Below are 20,729 nucleotides of genomic sequence, written 5' to 3' on the forward strand. Positions count from 1 at the left end.
AGTGCAATGTAGGGAAACGCAACGGTTTGTAAATAACGATGGGTTTATGCGTTAGTACACACACATCATAATCACATAGTTACTGACTGGATAAATAACTTAAAAATCAGTTATTTATACTTACCTATCTTAATAAGCAAACATAGTCAAGTGAATGATATTGCTGCTTAATGAGCACTCATTTTCTAGTTTTTCATTCGTGGAACTGACGAATGCCTGCGACACTGACACCGCCGTGCGCCAATGCTTGATCTATCATACTAGGAGCCAAACCTCCCAGACCAATGACTGGCATGTCAGCTAACTGTGCCAAAGCCGACCACGCCTCCCAGCCAAGTGGCACCGTCTCAGGATGCGTCTGAGTTGTAAGTACAGGAGACAAAAAAGCGCCAATCACTGGCGACAACTGCTGCTGTATGCGCATACTCGCAAGTTTATTAGCGGCACGAATGCTGGCAATATCATGACAGCTGACTATTAGTGGATGCTCACTCGAGATGTGGGCCAATTGCTCAGACTCTGTAATATCTTGAGTACCATTGAACCATGCCATTAATACCGAATGCGTCAGGTGTCTAGCGACAATCGAACCAGTCGTTTTTGCCTCTACCATTGCATCGGTACTTGTCGTCTTGGAGCGCTGACAGTCGTTGTCGTACGGCAAAATCGCTAGAATATCTGGACGCACATCCATTAGCTGCTGGGCAATATATTCTAACTCAGATGCTTTTAGTCGGATATAAACCCAAGACTCTGTTGCCAACTGTTCTCGATGATAGTGCACCCATGCTGCTGCTGAATTTGGCTGGGCAGAAAAATGCGCAAGTGGATACGTAATCGCTATTTTTGTAGGAAGCTTTAGCCACTCCAAAATAGTTTTATTGGCAGCGGGCAGATGATACTCTCCTGCTAGTAGCTTAGATTTTTCAACCCACGTCATTGCTTGGCCTTCTAATCCATACTCACAATGCTTGTGCTGTTCATACTGCTGTGCGGTCAGTTCAACCTGATAAACCTGCAAGCTCACCTGCTTGTCACCATAGTCGTGATGCAAACGCCCAAGCTTCACCATCATATTTTGATGAATATCGATCCCTGTTTCTTCAGCAACCTCCCGAATCAATGCCTGCTCTGCTGACTCATCAGCCTCTATTTTGCCGCCTACAAATTCATAGCGATTGCCTTGATGCTGAGCTGCATCTCGGAACCCAAGCAAATACTTGGTTTTATAATAAATAACGGCAACTGCAACATTGACGGGGGTGATGTTTTTCGTTTTTGATTGGCCACTCATCTCATTTGGCATAACTCTACCTTTCACTTCTCTCTTCATTATGACTTTTTAATCGCCTGATTCTGCGTATATAACTTGGCAGCTATAACAACGTGGCGACTGTCTTTATGGTCCCTATCGTTTTTATACATCTTATAAATTCTGTGTTTCTACAAGGAGAAAGCCCCCTATTCTCACTTTGTGACAGTAGCCTTAGATAAATTTACACAATAACTGCATTTTATTTTATCAATTACCTTGCAAATTCATTCAATCTAAATGATAATGATTATCGTTAAGGTTCATTAGAACATAGCTAATTTATTAAGCCACTTCTTATCAAAAGGAATTTACCATGAGTATGGTTATCTCTCGTTATCTAAACTGCCGTGAAAACCGTCTGCCAACGCTACAGTCGCAGCATCTATTTGCCCTGACCAAAGAAGTACGTATCGAGCATCAAGGCGAAGAGTATCGCTTACGCCTCACTCGCAACAATCGGTTGATTCTGACCAAATAACTGTATGAGTAGACTACATTTTTTACAAAAAAAACGCCTTCATTACGAGGCGTTTTTTTTGTAAAGCAATAATTATAAGAATCCGTCTCAATGCATACAATCCATAAAGCTAATCAGATACCCACTCGGTCAAGTAAGAGCGTTAGAATTGCCAACTATAGACCACGTCTACCGCATTTTCAGCAGCCGAGCTGGCTTCTACGTAAATACGACGAGTCAATTGATAGCGAACAGATAAGCTATTTTGAGCATTAAAGACACCCACGCCGTAGCGGATATACAAGTCAGGGGTCACGTAACCGGTGACATTGACATTGGTATCTTCGCTGCTACCCGATGCATCAACGGTCAAACTCTGTAAACCAAAGGCCTGTCCGATTTGATTGGTCAGACTGCGCGTACCACTCAGACCAAAGCTCAGTCCAGCAGCGGCTAGGTTATTGGTCACTTGTGATTTGAACCCTTGCTCACTGATTTGAGTGGCGCTCTTGTTATCGATTCGCCCTGTCACCAGCGCATTCATCGCTTGCTGCTGGGTCAATCCTGCATTATTAAAGACGATGATATTTGGACTTTCAGTCGTACCTTTCACACGCAGACCCACTGTTTTACCATCAATGGTTTTTGCCGCTTCAATACTCAAGTTGGGCTTCATGACATCGCCATTAAAGCGTACTTGACCATAATTTAGCTCTAGGCTTTGACCAAAAGCATTGATATTGGTACGACGTGATACTTGAACAACGCCTTTGGCACGCATGATACCCGTGCCATTTTGGTTGATGTTAATCGCACCAGCCAATGGAATAACAGCACCAAAACCACGGAAATTGATGTCATCACCCAAATCAACGCCAATATCAGCATTGATAGACCAAGGTTTTGATATTGCCAATACCTCATCGATGTTACCAATCAAACGCCGATCCAACACAACCACATCTTCAGATTGAGTCACAATATCTTCGCTGGCTTCTGGTGGACGAATGGTAGCGGTTAGCACGCTGATAGCGCCTTTAATATCCACATAGCGATCGCCTGGACGTACAATAATGTCAATATCAGGATTGATCTCAGCCACGAGTAGTGGCGGCTGCGTAATCACGAGCCCTTCACCAACAATACTCAATTTGGCTTGTAGCTTTTGCTGCCAATTGACCGTGCCGGTCAGTGTGCCTGTTCCTGTACCGCTTTTGAACGTACCATCAATGGTCGCCTGCGTACCGCGAATTTTGGCCTGTGTGTTGACATTGGTCAGATTCACTGGCAAATCCAGCATAGCGATACGGCCATCAGAGAGTTTCACATCACCATAGAACTGCGGCTTATCTAGCGTACCGCCCAGTCCTCCTGCCATTGTAACGTTGCCTTTTAGTACTCTCATACCTGGGAAGAAAGGCTTAAATATCGCCAAATCAAGCTCATTTAACACGAGTGCACCAGAGATGGGTTTCGGTGTTTTGTAAGGATCAACAACGACTTCAGCATAACCGCGAGCACCGCGACCCGTATTGATGTCGGTACGCAGCTTGATACCTTCTGGCACCGACAAGGCGATTAGTGAAACACGCTTATAAGGCAGTGTCACAGGCGTGCTATCCCCGTCTTGAATCAAGCCAATTTTGCCATTGTCTGAATATAGTGTCGTGTTAATAGTTGGCGGACGACCACGTTGCCAACCGACAATGGCTTTACCATTAATCTTGCCGTGCCAATCAATATCCTTTGGTAAAAATACTGAAAATAATGACGTATCTAAATTCTGCAATGCCACATCGACTTCACCACTGGCTGGAGAAGCCACTAAGTTCTTGCGTAAGCATAGCTTGCCCGTTTGGTCCGTGGCTTGCCAACAATGTGCAGCCAACTGTACTTTGAGATCTGTATTATTGCCCTGTTGATTATTGGGCAAATTCACAATCAGCTGTGCTGGCTGTAATTGATTTAAGGTAGCGTATCTGGATTTAACGCGGCCTTTACCGATGACTCCTGACCAACGAAGCTTGTCGCGATCAAACCCACCTTTAAGCCTAGCGCCAACATCAAGCTGCTGATTGGCTACATTTAGATCAACGATATGAGATTGCTCAGTCCCATTAAAGGAGGCTTTTACACTATCGAAGCTTTGTCCCGCAGCATCCAGACCTTCAGCGCTGACGATAAGCTGGCTTGGACTATTGGCTAGATTAACCAGCTTGCCACGTATACGACCTTGACGCAAAATAAAGCCCGGTAGTGCAATTCGCTCACCCACCAAGTCGATATAGATCGTCGGTAGTGCCTGACCTACTGGTTGAGACAAAGTCGCTCCACCAGTGACTTTACCAGCAAGCTTATCTGACAGTTGATCTAGGCTTATGATATTGATTTTGGTCTGTAGCTGTTTGGCATTGCCATTAGCAGTGACATAGTTGTCACCCCAGCGTAGTATCAAGTTGTCAGCGTTTAAACTATCGATCAATGCATTCACTTGCTTATACTGTGCTTGGGCATCTTGTGTTTGTAGACGTTTGAAATAGCTGGCTAAGTCTTTTGGCAAGCGCAGTTTTGCAGCCAAGCTGCCTTTAGCACTAAGTGGCTGGCCTTTCAGCATACCGCTCAGATTGACTTGTCTGATATTGATTGTTTGCTGCGTATCGCCCCAACGTCCATCTGTATCGATGTTACCCGTGATAAGGCTTGGTGTATCCTTTAAGAAATATCCGATATTGAAGCGATCCATCACGGCACTAATGTCCCATGCAATGCCTTGACGCACATCAACCTCTCCTTTGGCATCAATACTACCTGCCGCGCCCACATGCCGCAGACGGTTGATACGGATCAGCTGACTATCGCCGCTCGCGTTAATATTCAGCTTACCTGCTGGTAACTGCTCGGCATCCAAAACCCCATCGAAATTCACAGCAAAACGCTGTAATTTACCTGCGGTATTTGGGCTGTTTTTAGGCGCAGCCTGCCACTCGCCACTGGTTTTTAGATCACCTGTGATGATTGCTGAATTATTTGGCAAAAAATACCCTAAATTAAACTGATCGAAACGTCCATCGACCGTCCAGCCAATATTACGACGCAAGTCAATGACACCTTTGGCATTCACCGCACCAGCTTCGCCATCATAATTCAATTTACGGATACTAATTAATTTTGGCGTACCCGCTGCGTCGATTGATAGACGACCTTTTGGTACATCCGCTGTATCGATCTGACCATCAAAACGTGCATCAAATACGGACAACTCACCACCCACGATATCGACACTGGCATCACCGCTACCTGTTATACCGATTGCGCGACCGTTTTGCGTGGCATCCAGTTGTGCTTGCAGGTCTGTACTATTAACCGTGATGATGTGACGTTGACCGCTAACGCCGTTTTTGGTGATATTTAACAGGCGACCACGAGCACTTAGGCGGCCCGTCAGGCGCTCAAGTGGTAAGTCACTACGGTACTCTTTAGGCAATAAACCTTTGGTCGCTGCATCAATCTGCCATGTCAGTGGGCGGTTTTTATTTGCTAGCCGAATCTGCCCAGTTCCTGATAGGTCGCCTACGATGCCATCATAATTGAGGCGGTTGATATCAATGACGTCACCTGCTTTACGCAAGCGCACATCATAGTTGCCTTTGGGCGCCGCATTGAGCTCATTGATCACTGCATTGGCATCTACTGAGACATTGGAGCCACGGACGATCACATCGGCCTGACCACGCGGGCTATTGATGTTACCAATATTAGGCACATCACGGCGGGTCAAGTTTTGCCATCTTGCATCAATATACCAAGGCGCTGTCTGTTGAGATTTAGCAGACGTCTTGCCGCGCACTAGGTTGGCGTTGACATATTCGCCGTCACGCTGACGTAGGTCTACATCAATCTCTGTATTACCTGTACTGTTTTGCTGCTGATAGCGTAACGATAATCTACCATTGAGCGTTTGCGGAGCATACGCTTTAAAATCAGCATACTCATCAGGAATCGCACGTCGAATGTCAAAGTTACTACCAGCCGCACGCACTGTCGCATTAAAGCTCTCTTTCCAGCCTAAGATGCCCTGAAGCAGCAAACGTCCAGAGGGAACGTCGGCTTCTAAGCGGTCAATACGCAATTGACTGCCTGCAATGACGCCGCGCCCTTGATAATGACCGGATGGAATGTCTTTGGCAGTCAATTCTGTGTTGATGCGCAGTTGTATCTCAGAGATAACCCCTGATGCAGTCGCCATACCACTTTTTAGATGAATATTTTGGTCATCTGCATAAGGGACTAAAATATCATCCCACTTCAGTTTTGCCTGAAACGGTGCGCCTGCATCTAGGCCTTGAACCACAAAATCGCCGCTAACGTCGCTGTCGTTATAGCGGCTACGCACCTGCCCAACCGTACGTTTTAGCGTACCAGTTGCCGTGATATTCAATGGATCGATATAAGCTTTTTCAAGTGCACTCACCTCTACAATCGCGCTCAGATCCAGTGGGTAGTCGCCTTGTAAATCTGCCTCACCTTGTAAGGCACTGACTTTTACAATATCAGCATATTGCAAGCTGCCGCGACCGACCGTCACAGTGCTGCCAACCCATGTCAGATCGCGAGCCGTAGTATTGTTGATAACAATAGGCTCTTTGGTCACTTGCTTATAAATAATTTTATTGACTTTTGCGTGATCAAAACGTAGATTGACTGGTAGCTTTAGCGTCTTATAATCAAACGGCTCGCCAGTCGGTGGTTTCTTATTGAGAATTTCGATGGTCTGTATATCGGCATCACTCAGGTGTACTTCTTTTGCAAATATCGCACGCCAGCCTATCTTGACATAAGCTTTGTCTACTAATACCTCAAGGTCTTCAGTGGCTTCAATATCGATATCTGTCACCCAAATACCATCACGCAAATTACCGCGCCCATATTTGAAACCGATACCCGTCTCAGCACTGATTTTTTCTAAAATGAATTTAGTACCCGCATCAGTACCTGCTGCATAAAAAAATATCGCAAACATAATCGCTAGTACGATAATGACCAGCACCAGCAGCTTGAGTAAAAATGATAGCGGATACCAGCGCCTAACGGCACGAGCATCGCGCTGTGCTGGGTCTTCATCTGGTGCATTGTTAGGCGGGGTATTTTTTGTCTGCATGACACTCAACTACGTTAAAAAGTGATGACCAGCAATCGGTACGATAAGTAATGAATAAAACGGTTCAAGCGATCTGTGTTCATATGTAGGAAGTAAGCTTTTACAACGGCGAGCCAATAAAGAAATGTAATCGCACAGGAATATTGTCTTCTGTCACCCCTGCGGCGACATCGACACGCACCATCCCAACAGGAGAGGCCCAGCGCACACCGACGCCGACGCCAACTTTGGTTTCAGCATCAAAGTCTTTGTCGTACGCATTACCAACATCGGTAAAGAATGCACCGCGAAAGCCCGGTTTGAACTCATAGTTATACTCTGCACTACCAACCGCTAGTACTTGCCCGCCTGTCAGATAGCCTTTATCGTTTAGTGGCGATAAGCTCTCGTAGTCATAGCCACGGATGCTTTGGTCGCCACCTGCGAAAAAGCGCAATTTATAAGGCACATCATAGAAATCATCTGCCCAAATATAACCACCATTCAAACTACCAAGCACTTGATGTTTTTTGTCATCGCCAAAGCTATAAATACCGCTAACACCAGCACGCACGATGGCCAAATCAGTATCACTCAGCGCTTTGTCAGCACCTGCTTCAATCGAATAATACTGACGCATACCGCGCGTTGGATTAGTCGCACTATCCGTGTCGGTTTTATTCATGCCATAGCCAAACAGCAATGCTTGCTGCTTGGGGTTTGACGAGGTAAAGCGGATAGGTAAATCATCCCGCGCAGCGCCGTCAACGCCAGTCTCTAGCTCATCTAAACGATAACGCATAGAGTAGCTACGATTCCAACCACTATCACGGCGAATATTACGTGCCAAAGCCGCTTTTAAAGTGGTGGTAGATAAATCAAAGTTACCTTTGCCTTGGTCAATGACTTCTTCTTCATAAGTAAGACGCCCATCTAATTTATCATTGAGTGGATGATTCCAAGGGCGGCTCGCATAGACAGCGACGTTTTTGCTGATTCTGGACACTTCGGTTTCTGCGCCTGCTTGATAGCCCTGACGGTTAAGCAAATTATAATCGATCTTGGCGGTTGCTCGCACGCCTGTGTCAGTACCGTAACCCAAACCAACCTGAGCATCACGCGGCTTATCAGCGTATACAAAGACATACAACGGTACTTTTTTGCTTGTGGCAACGTCTTGCGGTGTTTTACGTCCTGCGAGCGTTGGCGGTACGAAATCCTCATCAACGGTGAAGTCTGCATCATCAGGGAATATTTTTTGGGCCACATTACTGATAGAGTCACTGATTTTGCCTAATAAGTTATCCGCTTCTTGGTCTTTTTCATCCAGCACGCGGTCATCCGGCAGGCGGCTTAGACGCTCTGCTTTTTGCTTAACCGCTTGTAGCTTATCAAGCGTTTCTTCATCAACCTCAAACTCGATAGCAGCAATATCAGCTTCATTGACCGTCTCGCCACTACCATTGCTAAGCGCACTTTCACGCTCTACGCCAGTACTACTACCCGTATCTTCTGTACTAGCCAAACGATTATTGGATGCTGCTAGAGTAGCATTATCTCCAGTCATATCTGAGATGCCATCCTTATCAACATCCTCATCCAATATAGCATTGCTATTGGTAGGTGCATTATCAAATGCCAATGTACTGGCCTCACTCCGGTCATCTGGCGGTAATATCGATTCAACGTTGACAGCGTTGAAATAGCGAGTCGCTGATAAGTCATTACTAAACTTTGTCACTGATGGACGATAGAATGGGTCACCCGGCGCAAACTCATACAACTGCTGCAATAACGACAATTCTACTGGGAGTTTGTCAGGGTCTTGTGTCAGCGTGTTGGTTTCTTTGTCATAGGTAAAGAAAACAACATCATCAAACTCGTAGCGGTCGCCTGTGTTGTAGACCAAAGACATGTCCGCTTTGTTGTCTGGTAAGATAATATCGACAGATTTGTTTAACCAATACTGATCAAAATACCCATAGGTATTACTCAAAGACTCAAGCGCCGCTTTACTACTCTTGTAGACACGGTGGTTAAAAATATCCCCTTCTTGCGGCGGTAATTCTTTTTCAAGCGCGACAAACTCTGCTTGCTCACCGCCCTCACCGCGGATATCAACGATACGGCTGTCTACAATAACAGGCTCGCCCAGCTCTTCGATCACCACATTGATCGTATCACGCGTAGGCTGACGCAGGCTGAGAGTCACATCATAGTAACCCACTGCTTTGGCAGCATCCAATGCCGTTTGACGCAAACGTGGTAGCGCTGCGGTAAAATCAATGACCGACTGTACTGTCGTATCATCAAGGGCCGCTTTAATATTCTTCATTGGCTGAATATCGTCGTCAGCTTTGATGAGTTTTGGTTGACCATTTGCCGTATCTTCGGCGCCAGCTTGTTGTATATAAACTGTGGTCTCCACACTTGGTAACGCCATCACACCACCATTGAAAAAGCGATTATAGAGACGCTTGACAATGTTGCTTTTATTACGTGCAAGTGGTTTTGACTGGTCAGCTTGCTCGATGCTTTGATTGACGGCCTGAGTATCATTCTGATAATCCGGTAGGTAGTCTTCAGGATCAATCACATCTGAGGGCATGTTACCGCCATCAGTTATATCGCTATTACCTGCTATTATCTCATCATTAATGCCATTTGCCGCATTGACATTGCCACTGCTGACAGAGTCACTCACGTTAATGGGACGTGACATAATTTCAGCTGTGGCTGCCTGTTCTGCTGCGGCCTCACTTCTACCCAGTGTGTCAAGATTGCTAGGCATAGGCAAGTTGGTCGCATCTAAGTCAACATCTAAGCCGATGGGCGGCGCTGTGTCGTTCAATGTGGCAATTGGCGCATCAAAGGCACTGTCGTTGTTAATGCTGTCGATATCTTGGGTGTTTTGTAAATCGAGCGCCGCCAGCTCACGATCAATCTGCTCAGGCGTCATCATCTGATAGCCTTGCTGCTGTATCGCTGTTGCTTGCTGCAACAAATCATCATTAGATAGATCTGCCTGCATGCCTTCTACGTACATATCCTCGTCGAAACGATTTGAATCTTGCAGGCCACTATTGTGATTATTATTTCGGGCACTGTCATTCTGAGAAGATGACGAGTTAGCGCCTGATTTTTTGATACCTAGTGTTTGTTCGCTATAGTCGTCCAAGACCGACTGATCAATAATGCCTTGCTCCACTGCTTTTTTTAGACGTAGTGCATCTAGGGCAGCATCGAGCTGGGTATCATCGTCTGATAGTGCGCCTGATGTATTATTGGCTGTTTGATTGTTAGCTGATTGAGTCTTAGCGACTTGATTACTGGTCGATGCATTGGTGATATTTGTGTTGATTGTCTCAGCCAATGCCGCAGGTGCGACACTAACTAGACTAGTAGCTAGCGCGGTACAGAGCGCTGAGCGCTTAAAATGAATACGGGGAGTACCGACATGAGTGCTTTGGATGCTGATATCGTTCTGAATACTCACGCTGTCACGCTGCCTCATTAATATGTTGCGTGCTCGAGTTGAAGGCGGCTGGGTCATGTTTACGTCCTATCCCTTCACGCGGCATACTATTATTAACGATTGATTATCGCCAAGTCTGACCGGTGAATAAACTTATAGCAGTGGGCTGAAATTAATGGTTTACTACGTTGCTTGTCATGATGGAAGTCTCTGGTGCATATTATTCAGCACTCGATGGGTGACACCATACAAACAGTCTTGATTGATAGCAAGCCTTCACCTTTACCGTCGCTCGCACCTTTTAATGCAACCATATAAAATTTACAAATCATAACTTAGTTAATTATGAAATCATAGCGCAGGTTTCATGTATTTTTACCTAAGCCTTGCTATTATACGGCTTAATATTGATAAAACCTATGCTGTATTTCGATAAGTTTTTGATAATATTGATAATTGCTATCGCATTATAAGCTGCGTTCAGCGCCTCTTCTTACTTTATCAGCCGCTTCTCATCTGTAGGAACATTCATGTCCAATCAGTTTCAGCTATTTAAGCGCCGCCGTTTTAGCGCCATGTTTTTCACTCAGTTTTTGGGTGCGTTTAATGACAATATCTTTAAACAAGCACTTATACTGGTTCTGACTTATACCGCTGCCAGTCAATTGGGTGTGGAAGTCAGTATTTTAAATAATTTGGCCGCGATGTTATTCATATTGCCCTACTTTTTGTTTTCGGCATTGGCAGGACAAATCGCTGATAAGTATGAAAAATCCAAGCTCACGCAGTTTATCAAAGTGCTTGAGCTGGTCATCATGGCAATCGCTGCGGTTGGTTTTGTTTTTGAATGGTACACCCTTTTATTTGTCGCGTTGTTTTTGATGGGCACGCATTCGACCTTTTTTGGCCCAATTAAGTACGCTTATCTACCACAGGCGATGAAAGAAGATGAGCTGGTCGGTGCCAACGGTCTGTTTCAAATGGGCACTTCTCTAGCCATTCTTGTTGGTATGATTGTCGCTGGCATCTTAACTCAGCTGTCACACTCCTTATATTGGATTAGCGCTACCGTATTGGTCGTTGCTGTGCTGGGTTATCTGGCAGCGCGCTATATCCCTAACATGCCAGCCATGCAGCCTGATCTTAAGATTAACTGGAATATCGTTACCATCAGCTTGTCTACGGTACGCTATCTCTACTCTCTGCCATTCTTGTTTTTTGTCATTCTTGGCAACAGCTGGTTTTGGTTCTATGGGGCGACGTTTTTGACTCAAGTGCCAGAGTTCAGCAAAGTCATTTTGCACGGTGATGAGTCGGTGGTGATTTTTCTATTGACGCTATTTTCAGTAGGGGTATCGATAGGTTCGCTCCTATGCAAATCATTGACCAAAAACCAAGTCAGCCTGCGCCTATTGCCTTTTGGTATTGCTGGATTGAGTATCTTTGCTATTGATTTGTACGTTTCACTTTCAAGCCTAAACATAAATGTGAATAATGACACATTGCTTGGCATCAGTGATTTATTCGGTGTCAGTGGGAGCTGGCGCGTTTTTGCTGATTTGTTCTTATTGGGATTCAGTGGCGGTTTATATATTGTGCCTTTATATGCCTCAATGCAGGCCTATGCGCCGAAGAGCCATCGCGCGCGTATCGTGGGTGCCAACAACATATTCAATGCGATATTTATGGTCACATCAGCGATTTTTGCGATTGTCATCTTAAATGCATTAGGGCTAAGTCTACCGCAGCTATTTTTGGTAACAGGTGTGCTCAATATTGTTTTTGGTATCTTCTTGTACCTTAAGCTAAATAGGCATATCAAACAGGCGGTTATCCAAACCAATGATGAAGTGGTTATATAAATGAGCCATATTGAGCTCAAATAACGATAGCAATCGATAGCAATCGATAGGTTATCAAGGTAATAATATTGATGCCGATAATTTGGATTGTTTGTTATAGTAATGTACATAAGAGCTGTGCACAGGATTATTACCCTAGAGCAGTCACTAGTCTTATTTTATTGATAGAATTTAACGCCATCAGGAGTGAACCATGGCCCTGCGTCCCTTATCCAAAATCGATCAGCTATTGCTTGGGGTCGACAAAGCATTACGAGCTGTCGTGCCAAACTCAAACCCCAGTACGCGCCCATTGCCAGTGAGTAGTGACGAGATTCCTGAACTGACTATCACAGAGGCGCGCCATGTCGCAGGGCTGATGCGTATCAACCATACCGGTGAAGTGTGCGCGCAAGGTCTCTACCATGGACAAGCATTTGCTGCCAAAGATAGTGGCGTCAAGCAAGCCATGCAAAACTCTGCTGAAGAAGAAGTCGATCATCTGGTCTGGTGCGAGACGCGCTTAAATGAGCTGGGTAGCCATGCGAGTGTGTTTACCCCGCTTTGGTATGGGATGTCTTTTGGCCTAGGTGCAGTCGCAGGCGCCATCTCAAATGAGTTTAGTTTGGGGTTTGTCGCGGAGACAGAAGCACAAGTTAGCGAGCACCTGCAAGATCATATCAATCAACTACCCGAACATGATCAACGCTCAAGAGAAATACTGGCACAAATGGATATCGAAGAGCAACATCATCGCGAGCTAGCACTGGCAAGTGGCGGCGCTGCGTTGTCACCACCTGTACGTCAGACAATGCGCTGGATGGCCAACCGTATGAAGGCGACCGCTTATCATTTATAAAGGCAAATAGCAATTTGATGTCTGAGATGACGAGCAATACTCGATTTGCTCAGCCCAAGCGAGTAACAATCCTACCACAGATAGCGCAAAGCTTAATTTGCTAGGGTATTAAAAATTTGTACGATTTTGCAGCAAACATATATCCTGACTATCAACCGATTAATAAATAAATAACGACTAAATAAGGTAATGATTTTTATGAAAGCAACTCTCTCTAATAGCGCGTCTTCCAAGTCGCCAAAGCTTGCAACCTTGACCGCGCTCGCGGCCGCCTGTGCAATGATGCTTTCTGCGCCTGTGAATGCTGCAGAAGCTGACACTGCTGCTACATCAGCACCTGCTGTACCGAGCGCTATAGATTCCAGTAAACGCGTGATTCGTCTAGCAAGGCCAGGTGCAACGACCAGCACAGCTCAAAGCATAACAGATGCTACGCCTGCTAATAGCGCTCAGCCTGCTAATAGCGCTCAGTCAGTTAATACTCAGCCAATGATGCCGTCAAGCAACACTCAGCCTAACCGTACGCCTTTGAGCACGGCACAGGCAGCGCAGATGATGCAATCAAACAGTACTCAACCAAATCGTGTACCTGTCAGCGCCGCTCAGCCACCAGCATCGCAAATGATGAATCCAGCTAACGCCCCTGTGATCAGCGGTACCACTCGCATCTATAAGCCAGGCCCGATGACTGCGACTGGTATTGATCTGCGCAGTGGTCAGCTCTCAAATATTCCAACGCCACAAGTACAGCTTTCAGATGTGAGCTTTATCAAAACCGTCTTGATCCCACAACAAAAAGGCCTAGGTACTGATAAACTTGACGTAAGCTTGCTTGATGATTTTATCGCAGACGTCTCACCGAATGCTCGTCACTATCCACCGAACTTCCCTAACCGCACTCAGCGCCATTACACGCGCGAAAAAATCAAAGTATTGGCTGATTGGATCGAGCCTTATGCCAAATCACCAGATGCGTCTTATGATGTATTAATTCGCGCAGCCAAACTCAATGGTATGGGCCGTAATCTGGACTTGGGATCAGACTATACAGTACGCGGCGGGCAGTATGTTGATCGTGCGCTCAAAATCCAGCCAGATAGCGGTGAAGCCAACTTTTTGTATGGCATGATGCTATCAGAGGGCGGTGGGTTTAAAGAAGGTCAAAAATATCTAGATCGAGCGGTCTCTCTTGGCTACACCGAAGCAGAACAAAGCTTGGCACAGGCAGATCTACTCAGTGATCGCCGTGCCAGCGCCCTAGAGCGCCTACGTCGTCTTGAAGAAAAATACCCTAACAACACCGTGATTCCTCAACAAATCAAACTGGTGGAAGATGGCAAATTCTACATTTGGGACATCCCTGCACCAGATATCAATGTCAAACCAGGTGCCTAAATTGGCACTGTTTGTCTATGCTAAAGATAAACAAATAATTTTGTAGCCTTAGAATACCTAGCGCCTTTGTTTTTATGAATATAAAGCAAAGGCGCTTTTTTGTGTCTGGCTTTTTTGTGCCTAATAGAAACCTGCCTGCACAGAGCCTCATCTTTTTCTACTTTACCTCTTTTTTCTTTGTCTAAATAAATGCCCTTTTTAACCAAAAATTTAAGTGTATCTCAAAACAATATAGTCAATCCTAAATAAAACAGATACATTATATATCAAGGTGGAACTGGTCTAAATTTTCCTTGCGTGCTGTGCCTACGCAGACAGAGGCTGCGAAAAATTTATCCCAGTCCCACTGTATCATTTTTATACTGAATTCACTATAACCATCACTTGAAGAAGTCATTCGATATATAGCGCTTGGTTATAACCTTTCAAATAAAATAGTCTAATATCAAAAGTTACGCTAAACTCTACTATAACCAAAAGTACTTCCATTGCTGATTTTCTCATAACTACTTTTTTTACCGGACTGACTTATGACTTCTGCTAGCCCTAGCAAAAACACGGTAACGCAAGCCAATAAAAAAATGCGGCCTATCGCCTCAGTCGCATTATTGACAGCGGCAATGCTGTTACCAGCCTGTAGTGTCGTCTCGGTGGAAAAACAAGCATCGGCCAAGACCATCTCAGCACAGCGCGGTAATATCGTCACTGATAATCAACTAAGCAGCGATACGGCATCTGCCTTGCTATCAGCAGGTCTTGATGAGCAAGCTTGTATGCAGCGGTTTGATTTGTGCTTGACTCAGCTCACGGACAGTATTTTAAATAAACACTATCGACCTGCACTGGCAATTTTTGCAGAACTGCACTACGCAAAAGCGCGCCAGCTTGCTGACTCACAAAACTGCCGCAATGCACTTGCCCGCCCACCACTTGACCCATACTACGCCAATGCGCCTTTGAGCGACGACGATGCCAAAACGCAGCAAGAAGAGACCGACCTTTGCTTAAACAATTATCAGGACAGACTGTTTGATGCGGTTAAATATAGCTATACCTATTTGTTTTATGACAGTCTGACTCATGATTTTGAGGGTGCTGATGAAAGTTATAGTAGTGCTCACACGCAAACCCGCATCCCAACTGACAACGATATTCAGACCCAAGATATCTATAACGCTGCCAGCAATGATGTCATCACACAGCTTTATCGATCGACCGAAAACTCAGATAAATTGATGAATGGCAAAAAAGTAGAATACTTAACCATCCCTTCTACCAAGCGCAATAGTAGCGATCAAGCAGCGATTGCCAACCGAGCCCCGCTAAAAGGTAAAGCGATCGACCAAGTCAAGGTCATGAAAGTACAAGTAGATGATTATGACCTCGGCATCTATTTGCCCAATGAAAACAACTATTTGCAAAATGCTCATAAGCAAGACTCTGCGCTTGCTGACTTAGTTTCTACTTACGAGCTACGTCTCTCTGGGCTGAACTCTGTTAGCAAACGTCCCGGTTTAGGTATCAGCTTAGTTGCCTCACTGGATGATCGCTATACCACCACGATTCGCCAATTATTATCATCATCACTATCGGGTCGCTTCGCCAATGAAAGTGACAATACAAAGGATAGCGAGCCAAGCTCACGCATTTATCCTACTGGTCATCTACTGCTGACTGGTTTGATCAAACCAAGTGGTGATAGCGTACTGGACGTGCTGAGCAGTCGCCAGCTCGACATCCACTTATACAACCCGTATCGCACTGAAACTGTTAATATTTTGGACAATAACTATCCATTAGCCGCTAATTTCTCGGCAGGTTATGGAATGTGGCTGGCAGAAAACCAGTTGGATAGTGTGGGCTATCTGAACCTCATCACGCGCCAGCCAGATGCTCGTCTACCCAAACTGTTTATGCTCGAACCTTATGACCCTGACAAGCGTGTCATCATTATGCTGCATGGTTTGGCCTCTAGCCCAGCCACGTGGGTCAATCTCACCAACGATATTCTCAATGATCCCAAACTGCGCGACAATTACCAGGTTTGGCAAATATTTTATCCAACCAATTTGCCTATTTTAGAAAGTCGCTATCAGATTCAGCAATTAATCAACACAACTTACGAGCAAACAGACCCAACGGGACAAAATCGCGCCAGCAAAAATAGCGTGATTGTCAGCCACAGTATGGGCGCGCTCATCGCGCGTATGATGCTATCCGATGAAAATCTGGTTGAAGACTTAGACCGACTGGATGACCAAGACATTCTCTCAAACAGTGAAAAGCGGCAAATACGCGACGCCCTCAAAGAATCGTTTGGTGAAAAGGAATTAAGAAAACGGTTTGAGCTTCACTCATTGCCCCAAGTAGACACTGCCGTATTTTTGTCTGCGCCATTTCGTGGCACAGATTATGCCGATCGCTGGTTCACTCGTGCGCTGCGCCGCATTGTCTATCTGCCAGTCGGTTTGGTAAAAACAGTGACTGACAACTTGGCAACGATTGCCACGCAAGGCGATCTGGCACAAAACCCGTTGGGCGCTTTGTATTTGCAAAACGGTGCCAGTCAGCTCAGTGACAAATCTTCTTTCATCGAATTAACCAAAGATCTGACGATTAATAGCCGTGTGACTTATCATTCAATTATTGCCAACAATGATGCTGATATCACCAAAGGACTGGCTCAAGCACAGCCTGACGGTGCCAAAATTGATTTATCGCAAGCGCTAGAAGAAGACGCTAAAGACGAGCGCGCAAGTGTCAGCGTGTCAGATGACACATCAGAGCTGCCTCCTGAGCCACTGGTCGCTGCCGTCACTGTTGATAAAAATATCAGTCAGGCCCTAACCCAACGTTTATCAGATGGCATTGTTCCCTATACCAGTGCTCACCTAGATGGCGCCGCCTCTGAAACAGTTATCAATGGCGGTCATAGTATTCAAACCAATCCACAAACGATTTTGACACTGCGACGGATTTTGCATAAACAGTTACAAGAATGATGTGTGTTTTTGTTATTGGGGAACATTTTAATGCATGGGCAAGCAAGTAATAAACAGAACAGATGTTTTATGAAAAAATACTCGCTATTCCCAAGTCATTGTTATTCATAAAGTTAATTTTATTTTTAAGGGTGAGGGTGACGGATATTGTTGACCACAAGGTATACTGCTTCCAAATACGATGGGTTGCGTGTATATCTAGGGAAGCGCATAATATATGCATAGCACATACCTGTAGTATATGAGTTTATAGGGACATAAATTATTCAATTCAGCTAAACAGTGAGTCGTAACCTTAGCCACAATTTATGCCTGATGTCGTTAAAGTTTTACGCCACTAAGAGCCATTGCCCGTAATCATTGTCACCTTGATTTATGTACCGTTACGGACAGTTACTTGAGCGTTGTACGGAAGACAGCGCTATGAAGCTAACAGATAAGAGTAACCATTTATGTTTGCTACGTTTATGATCGATCAAATGGATGCGCTGACGCTTGCGCGTATCCAGTTTGCTTTTGTTGTCTCCTTTCATATTGTCTTTCCCGCTTTTTCTATTGGACTTGCCAGCTGGCTGACGGTGCTTGAGTTCCGTTGGCTAAAAACGGGCAATCCTATCTTTGCTGAAGTGTACAAACACTGGGTAAAAATCTTTGCCGTGGTCTTCGGGATGGGTGTGGTCTCAGGCGTGGTCATGTCCTATCAGTTCGGTACCAACTGGGCGGTCTTTTCTGACAAGGCAGGTAACGTTTTAGGGCCACTGCTTGCCTATGAAGTATTGACGGCCTTTTTCTTAGAAGCCTCCTTTTTGGGCATTATGCTGTTTGGGTGGGGGCGCGTCAGCAAACGCATGCACTTTGTTTCGACAGCGATTGTGGCTATTGGTACGATGATTTCAGGTTTTTGGATTTTATCGGCCAACAGCTTTATGCAGACGCCGCAAGGCTTTATCGTTGGTGCTGATGGTCTGCTATATCCTACCAACTGGCTTGAAATTATTTTTAATCCCTCATTCCCCTACCGCTACGCGCACATGATGACCGCCGCATTCTTAACCACGGCCTTTGTCGTCGGCGGGATTGGCGCGTATTACTTGCAATCCAAAAAACATATTGAACATCGTAAGCATGGGCGCGTGATGCTGGGTATGGCCATGCTGATGGCGATTTTTGTGGCACCTGCGCAGGTATTAATCGGTGATGAGCACGGGCTAAATACCCTTGAGCATCAACCTGCTAAAGTTGCTGCGATGGAAGGCATTTGGGAAGATGAGCGCGGGGCAGCATTACGTCTCTTTGCGATTCCTGATCAAGAAACGCAGTCCAATAAATATGAGGTCAAGATCCCTTATGTCACAGGTTTGATTCTCACTCACTCTTTAGATGGTGAAGTGAAGGGTCTCAAAAACTGGGCACCAGAAGACCAACCACACGTTATTATTGTATTTTGGGCCTTCCGTATTATGGTTGCCATTGGTATGTTAATGGTGCTTGTGGGTCTATTTAGTGTCTATAAATACTTCAAAAAACAGCAATTCAATCCTGATAGTGTGTGGTTTCACCGTGCTTGGATGATGATGACACCGCTTGGCTTTATCGCGCTATTGGCAGGCTGGTTTGTGACTGAAACAGGGCGCCAACCGTGGACCGTTTATGGTGTTATCCGTACTGCTGAGAGTATGTCACCACTGGCAGCGCAGCAAGTTGCCACCACCTTGATTGGCTTTATTGTGGTCTATACCTTTGTCTTTGGTGCAGGTAGCTTCTATATCTTGCGTTTGATTGGACAAGGGCCGAAACCGTATACCGATCCTAGTGATGATAACTTCTATGAGCACTCGGTAACCGAAGGTCAAGGACGCACGCTGAGTGGCGATAGCAATCCTGAAGGACATGTTACAGATGCCGATGAACCCGCAGATGACGTTGATGACGGAGGCCTACGCTAATGTTTAACTTTGGTGATGTACTGGATTTGCCTCTGATTTGGGGTGGCTTGATTGTCTTGGCCGTATTCATTTATGTCTTGCTGGACGGTTTTGATTTGGGCTGTGGCATGCTGTTCCCTTTTGCAGGCTCAGACAAAAACCGCAGTCGTATCATGAACTCTATCGCGCCTTTTTGGGACGGTAATGAGACGTGGCTGGTACTGGGCGGCGGCGGCTTATTTGCTGCCTTTCCTGTGGCCTATGGCATCATTATGACAGGGCTATATCTACCTGTATTCTTAATGCTGGCGGGCTTGATTTTACGCGGTATTGCCTTTGAGTTTCGCTTTAAATCGAGCACCCATCGCTACATTTGGGACGGCTTCTTTTTCTTTGGCTCATTGCTGGCCGCTTTCTTCCAAGGCGTGATGCTCGGCTCTTTAGTACATGGTCTTGAGGCGAGCAATCGCTTGTATACTGGCGGCCCATTTGATTGGTTGACCCCATTTTCTATGGTCAGCGGCGTAGCTTTGATTATCGGCTACTCACTGCTTGGCTCAACGTGGCTCATTTTAAAGACCGAGCACGATTTGCAAGTGTGGGCGCGTAAGGTTTCAGGCTGGCTGTTGATGGCGTTGGTTGCTGCGATGATTGTCGTGACCATCTTTATGTATTTTTCAGACATCGATGCGCTAGAAGATTGGTTTACACTCGGACGCTTGCCTTATCTGGCGCCGATGCCAATTATTGCGCTGATTGTGTTCTTTATTATGCGTAAAGACTTGACCACTGAGCGTGAATATCGTCCGTTCTTATTGACGGTATTGCTCTTTTTATTGGGTTATATTGGTGTGTGTATCGCCATATTCCCATACATTGTGCCGTATCAGATGACGGTTTACGAGGCGGCAGCGACTGATACATCACTATCATTTATGCTGGTGGGTGCGGTCATCATGTTACCTATCATCTTAAGTTATACTGCTTATGCGTACTATGTGTTCAAGGGTAAAACTGATCACGAACATATGTACTAGTCATTGTAAATGACAAGCAGCTAGTAGTGAGATAAGCAGGTGCTACACATTTTTGTGGCACCTGTGCTCAATTTGTCAGATAAGAGGTCTTTATGAAAAATCTCAGTAAAAAACATTTGAGTAAAAAGCAAAGACTGAGTAAAAAGCAAAGACAATGGGCTTGGTTTCTGGGCTTATATGCCGCAGGATTTTTGACGATCTTTACGATTGCCCAATTGATTAAGCTGGCAATGGGCGTTTAACACGGTTATCAGACAATACGGTTATCAGACAATGTCGTTACCTA

11 protein-coding genes are annotated in these 20,729 nt (G+C 45.3%); 8 read left to right on the forward strand and 3 right to left on the reverse strand.

Annotated features, from left to right (window positions below):
• Positions 1 to 193: 193 nt before the first annotated feature.
• The gene (locus B3V51_RS00435; RefSeq protein WP_286707766.1) at positions 194 to 1,306 is read right to left on the reverse strand and encodes an NUDIX domain-containing protein; all 1,113 of its coding nucleotides are present in this window, start codon (positions 1,304 to 1,306) and stop codon (positions 194 to 196) included.
• 328 nt (positions 1,307 to 1,634) lie between these two features.
• Between B3V51_RS00435 and hemP the strand changes: the two genes are divergently transcribed.
• Positions 1,635 to 1,793 (forward strand): hemin uptake protein HemP, encoded by a 159-nt coding sequence (gene hemP, locus B3V51_RS00440; protein WP_379542873.1) that lies wholly within the window; start codon positions 1,635 to 1,637, stop codon positions 1,791 to 1,793.
• 142 nt (positions 1,794 to 1,935) lie between these two features.
• Here the strand turns inward: hemP and B3V51_RS00445 are convergent, their stop codons facing one another.
• Positions 1,936 to 6,930, reverse strand: a complete 4,995-nt coding sequence (locus tag B3V51_RS00445; RefSeq protein ID WP_286707767.1) for a translocation/assembly module TamB domain-containing protein — start codon at positions 6,928 to 6,930, stop codon at positions 1,936 to 1,938.
• 100 nt (positions 6,931 to 7,030) lie between these two features.
• The gene (locus tag B3V51_RS00450; protein WP_071003494.1) at positions 7,031 to 10,462 is read right to left on the reverse strand and encodes an autotransporter assembly complex protein TamA; all 3,432 of its coding nucleotides are present in this window, start codon (positions 10,460 to 10,462) and stop codon (positions 7,031 to 7,033) included.
• A 452-nt stretch (positions 10,463 to 10,914) separates the two neighbouring features.
• Between B3V51_RS00450 and B3V51_RS00455 the strand changes: the two genes are divergently transcribed.
• From B3V51_RS00455 to B3V51_RS00485, 7 genes are all read left to right on the forward strand, one after another.
• Entirely contained in the window at positions 10,915 to 12,246 is a 1,332-nt protein-coding gene (locus B3V51_RS00455; protein WP_212563716.1) for an MFS transporter, read from the forward strand.
• A gap of 199 nt (positions 12,247 to 12,445) precedes the next feature.
• Positions 12,446 to 13,084 (forward strand): 2-polyprenyl-3-methyl-6-methoxy-1,4-benzoquinone monooxygenase, encoded by a 639-nt coding sequence (gene coq7 / locus B3V51_RS00460; protein ID WP_197496799.1) that lies wholly within the window; start codon positions 12,446 to 12,448, stop codon positions 13,082 to 13,084.
• A gap of 198 nt (positions 13,085 to 13,282) precedes the next feature.
• A complete protein-coding gene (locus B3V51_RS00465; RefSeq protein ID WP_212563717.1) occupies positions 13,283 to 14,479 on the forward strand; it encodes a tetratricopeptide repeat protein in 1,197 nt (398 codons plus the stop codon).
• A 530-nt stretch (positions 14,480 to 15,009) separates the two neighbouring features.
• On the forward strand, positions 15,010 to 17,481 hold the full coding sequence (locus B3V51_RS00470) for an esterase/lipase family protein (RefSeq protein WP_212563718.1): 2,472 nt from the start codon (positions 15,010 to 15,012) through the stop codon (positions 17,479 to 17,481).
• A gap of 467 nt (positions 17,482 to 17,948) precedes the next feature.
• Positions 17,949 to 19,427: a cytochrome ubiquinol oxidase subunit I gene (locus B3V51_RS00475; RefSeq protein WP_212564536.1), complete on the forward strand. Its 1,479-nt coding sequence runs from the start codon at positions 17,949 to 17,951 to the stop codon at positions 19,425 to 19,427.
• The gene (gene cydB / locus B3V51_RS00480) at positions 19,427 to 20,443 is read left to right on the forward strand and encodes a cytochrome d ubiquinol oxidase subunit II (protein ID WP_212563719.1); all 1,017 of its coding nucleotides are present in this window, start codon (positions 19,427 to 19,429) and stop codon (positions 20,441 to 20,443) included. The genes B3V51_RS00475 and cydB overlap by 1 nt, the downstream gene beginning before the upstream one ends.
• Before the next feature lie 92 nt (positions 20,444 to 20,535).
• Positions 20,536 to 20,685, forward strand: coding sequence for a hypothetical protein (locus B3V51_RS00485; RefSeq protein WP_156770998.1), 150 nt, complete (start codon positions 20,536 to 20,538; stop codon positions 20,683 to 20,685).
• The last annotated feature ends 44 nt before the right edge of the window (positions 20,686 to 20,729 follow it).

This window comes from Psychrobacter sp. UBA2514 (assembly GCF_002341255.1).
Classification (GTDB): Bacteria; Pseudomonadota; Gammaproteobacteria; order Pseudomonadales; family Moraxellaceae; genus Psychrobacter; species Psychrobacter pacificensis.

Excerpts from the sequence above, each read along its gene's own strand:
- B3V51_RS00470 (WP_212563718.1), top strand. The coding sequence starts at position 15,010 with ATGACTTCTGCTAGCCCTAGCAAAAACACGGTAACGCAAGCCAATAAA.
- B3V51_RS00435 (WP_286707766.1), bottom strand. The coding sequence starts at position 1,306 with ATGCCAAATGAGATGAGTGGCCAATCAAAAACGAAAAACATCACCCCC.
- B3V51_RS00465 (WP_212563717.1), top strand. The coding sequence starts at position 13,283 with ATGAAAGCAACTCTCTCTAATAGCGCGTCTTCCAAGTCGCCAAAGCTT.
- hemP (WP_379542873.1), top strand. The coding sequence starts at position 1,635 with ATGGTTATCTCTCGTTATCTAAACTGCCGTGAAAACCGTCTGCCAACG.
- B3V51_RS00485 (WP_156770998.1), top strand. The coding sequence starts at position 20,536 with ATGAAAAATCTCAGTAAAAAACATTTGAGTAAAAAGCAAAGACTGAGT.
- B3V51_RS00475 (WP_212564536.1), top strand. The coding sequence starts at position 17,949 with ATGATCGATCAAATGGATGCGCTGACGCTTGCGCGTATCCAGTTTGCT.
- B3V51_RS00450 (WP_071003494.1), bottom strand. The coding sequence starts at position 10,462 with ATGACCCAGCCGCCTTCAACTCGAGCACGCAACATATTAATGAGGCAG.
- cydB (WP_212563719.1), top strand. The coding sequence starts at position 19,427 with ATGTTTAACTTTGGTGATGTACTGGATTTGCCTCTGATTTGGGGTGGC.
- B3V51_RS00445 (WP_286707767.1), bottom strand. The coding sequence starts at position 6,930 with ATGCAGACAAAAAATACCCCGCCTAACAATGCACCAGATGAAGACCCA.
- B3V51_RS00455 (WP_212563716.1), top strand. The coding sequence starts at position 10,915 with ATGTCCAATCAGTTTCAGCTATTTAAGCGCCGCCGTTTTAGCGCCATG.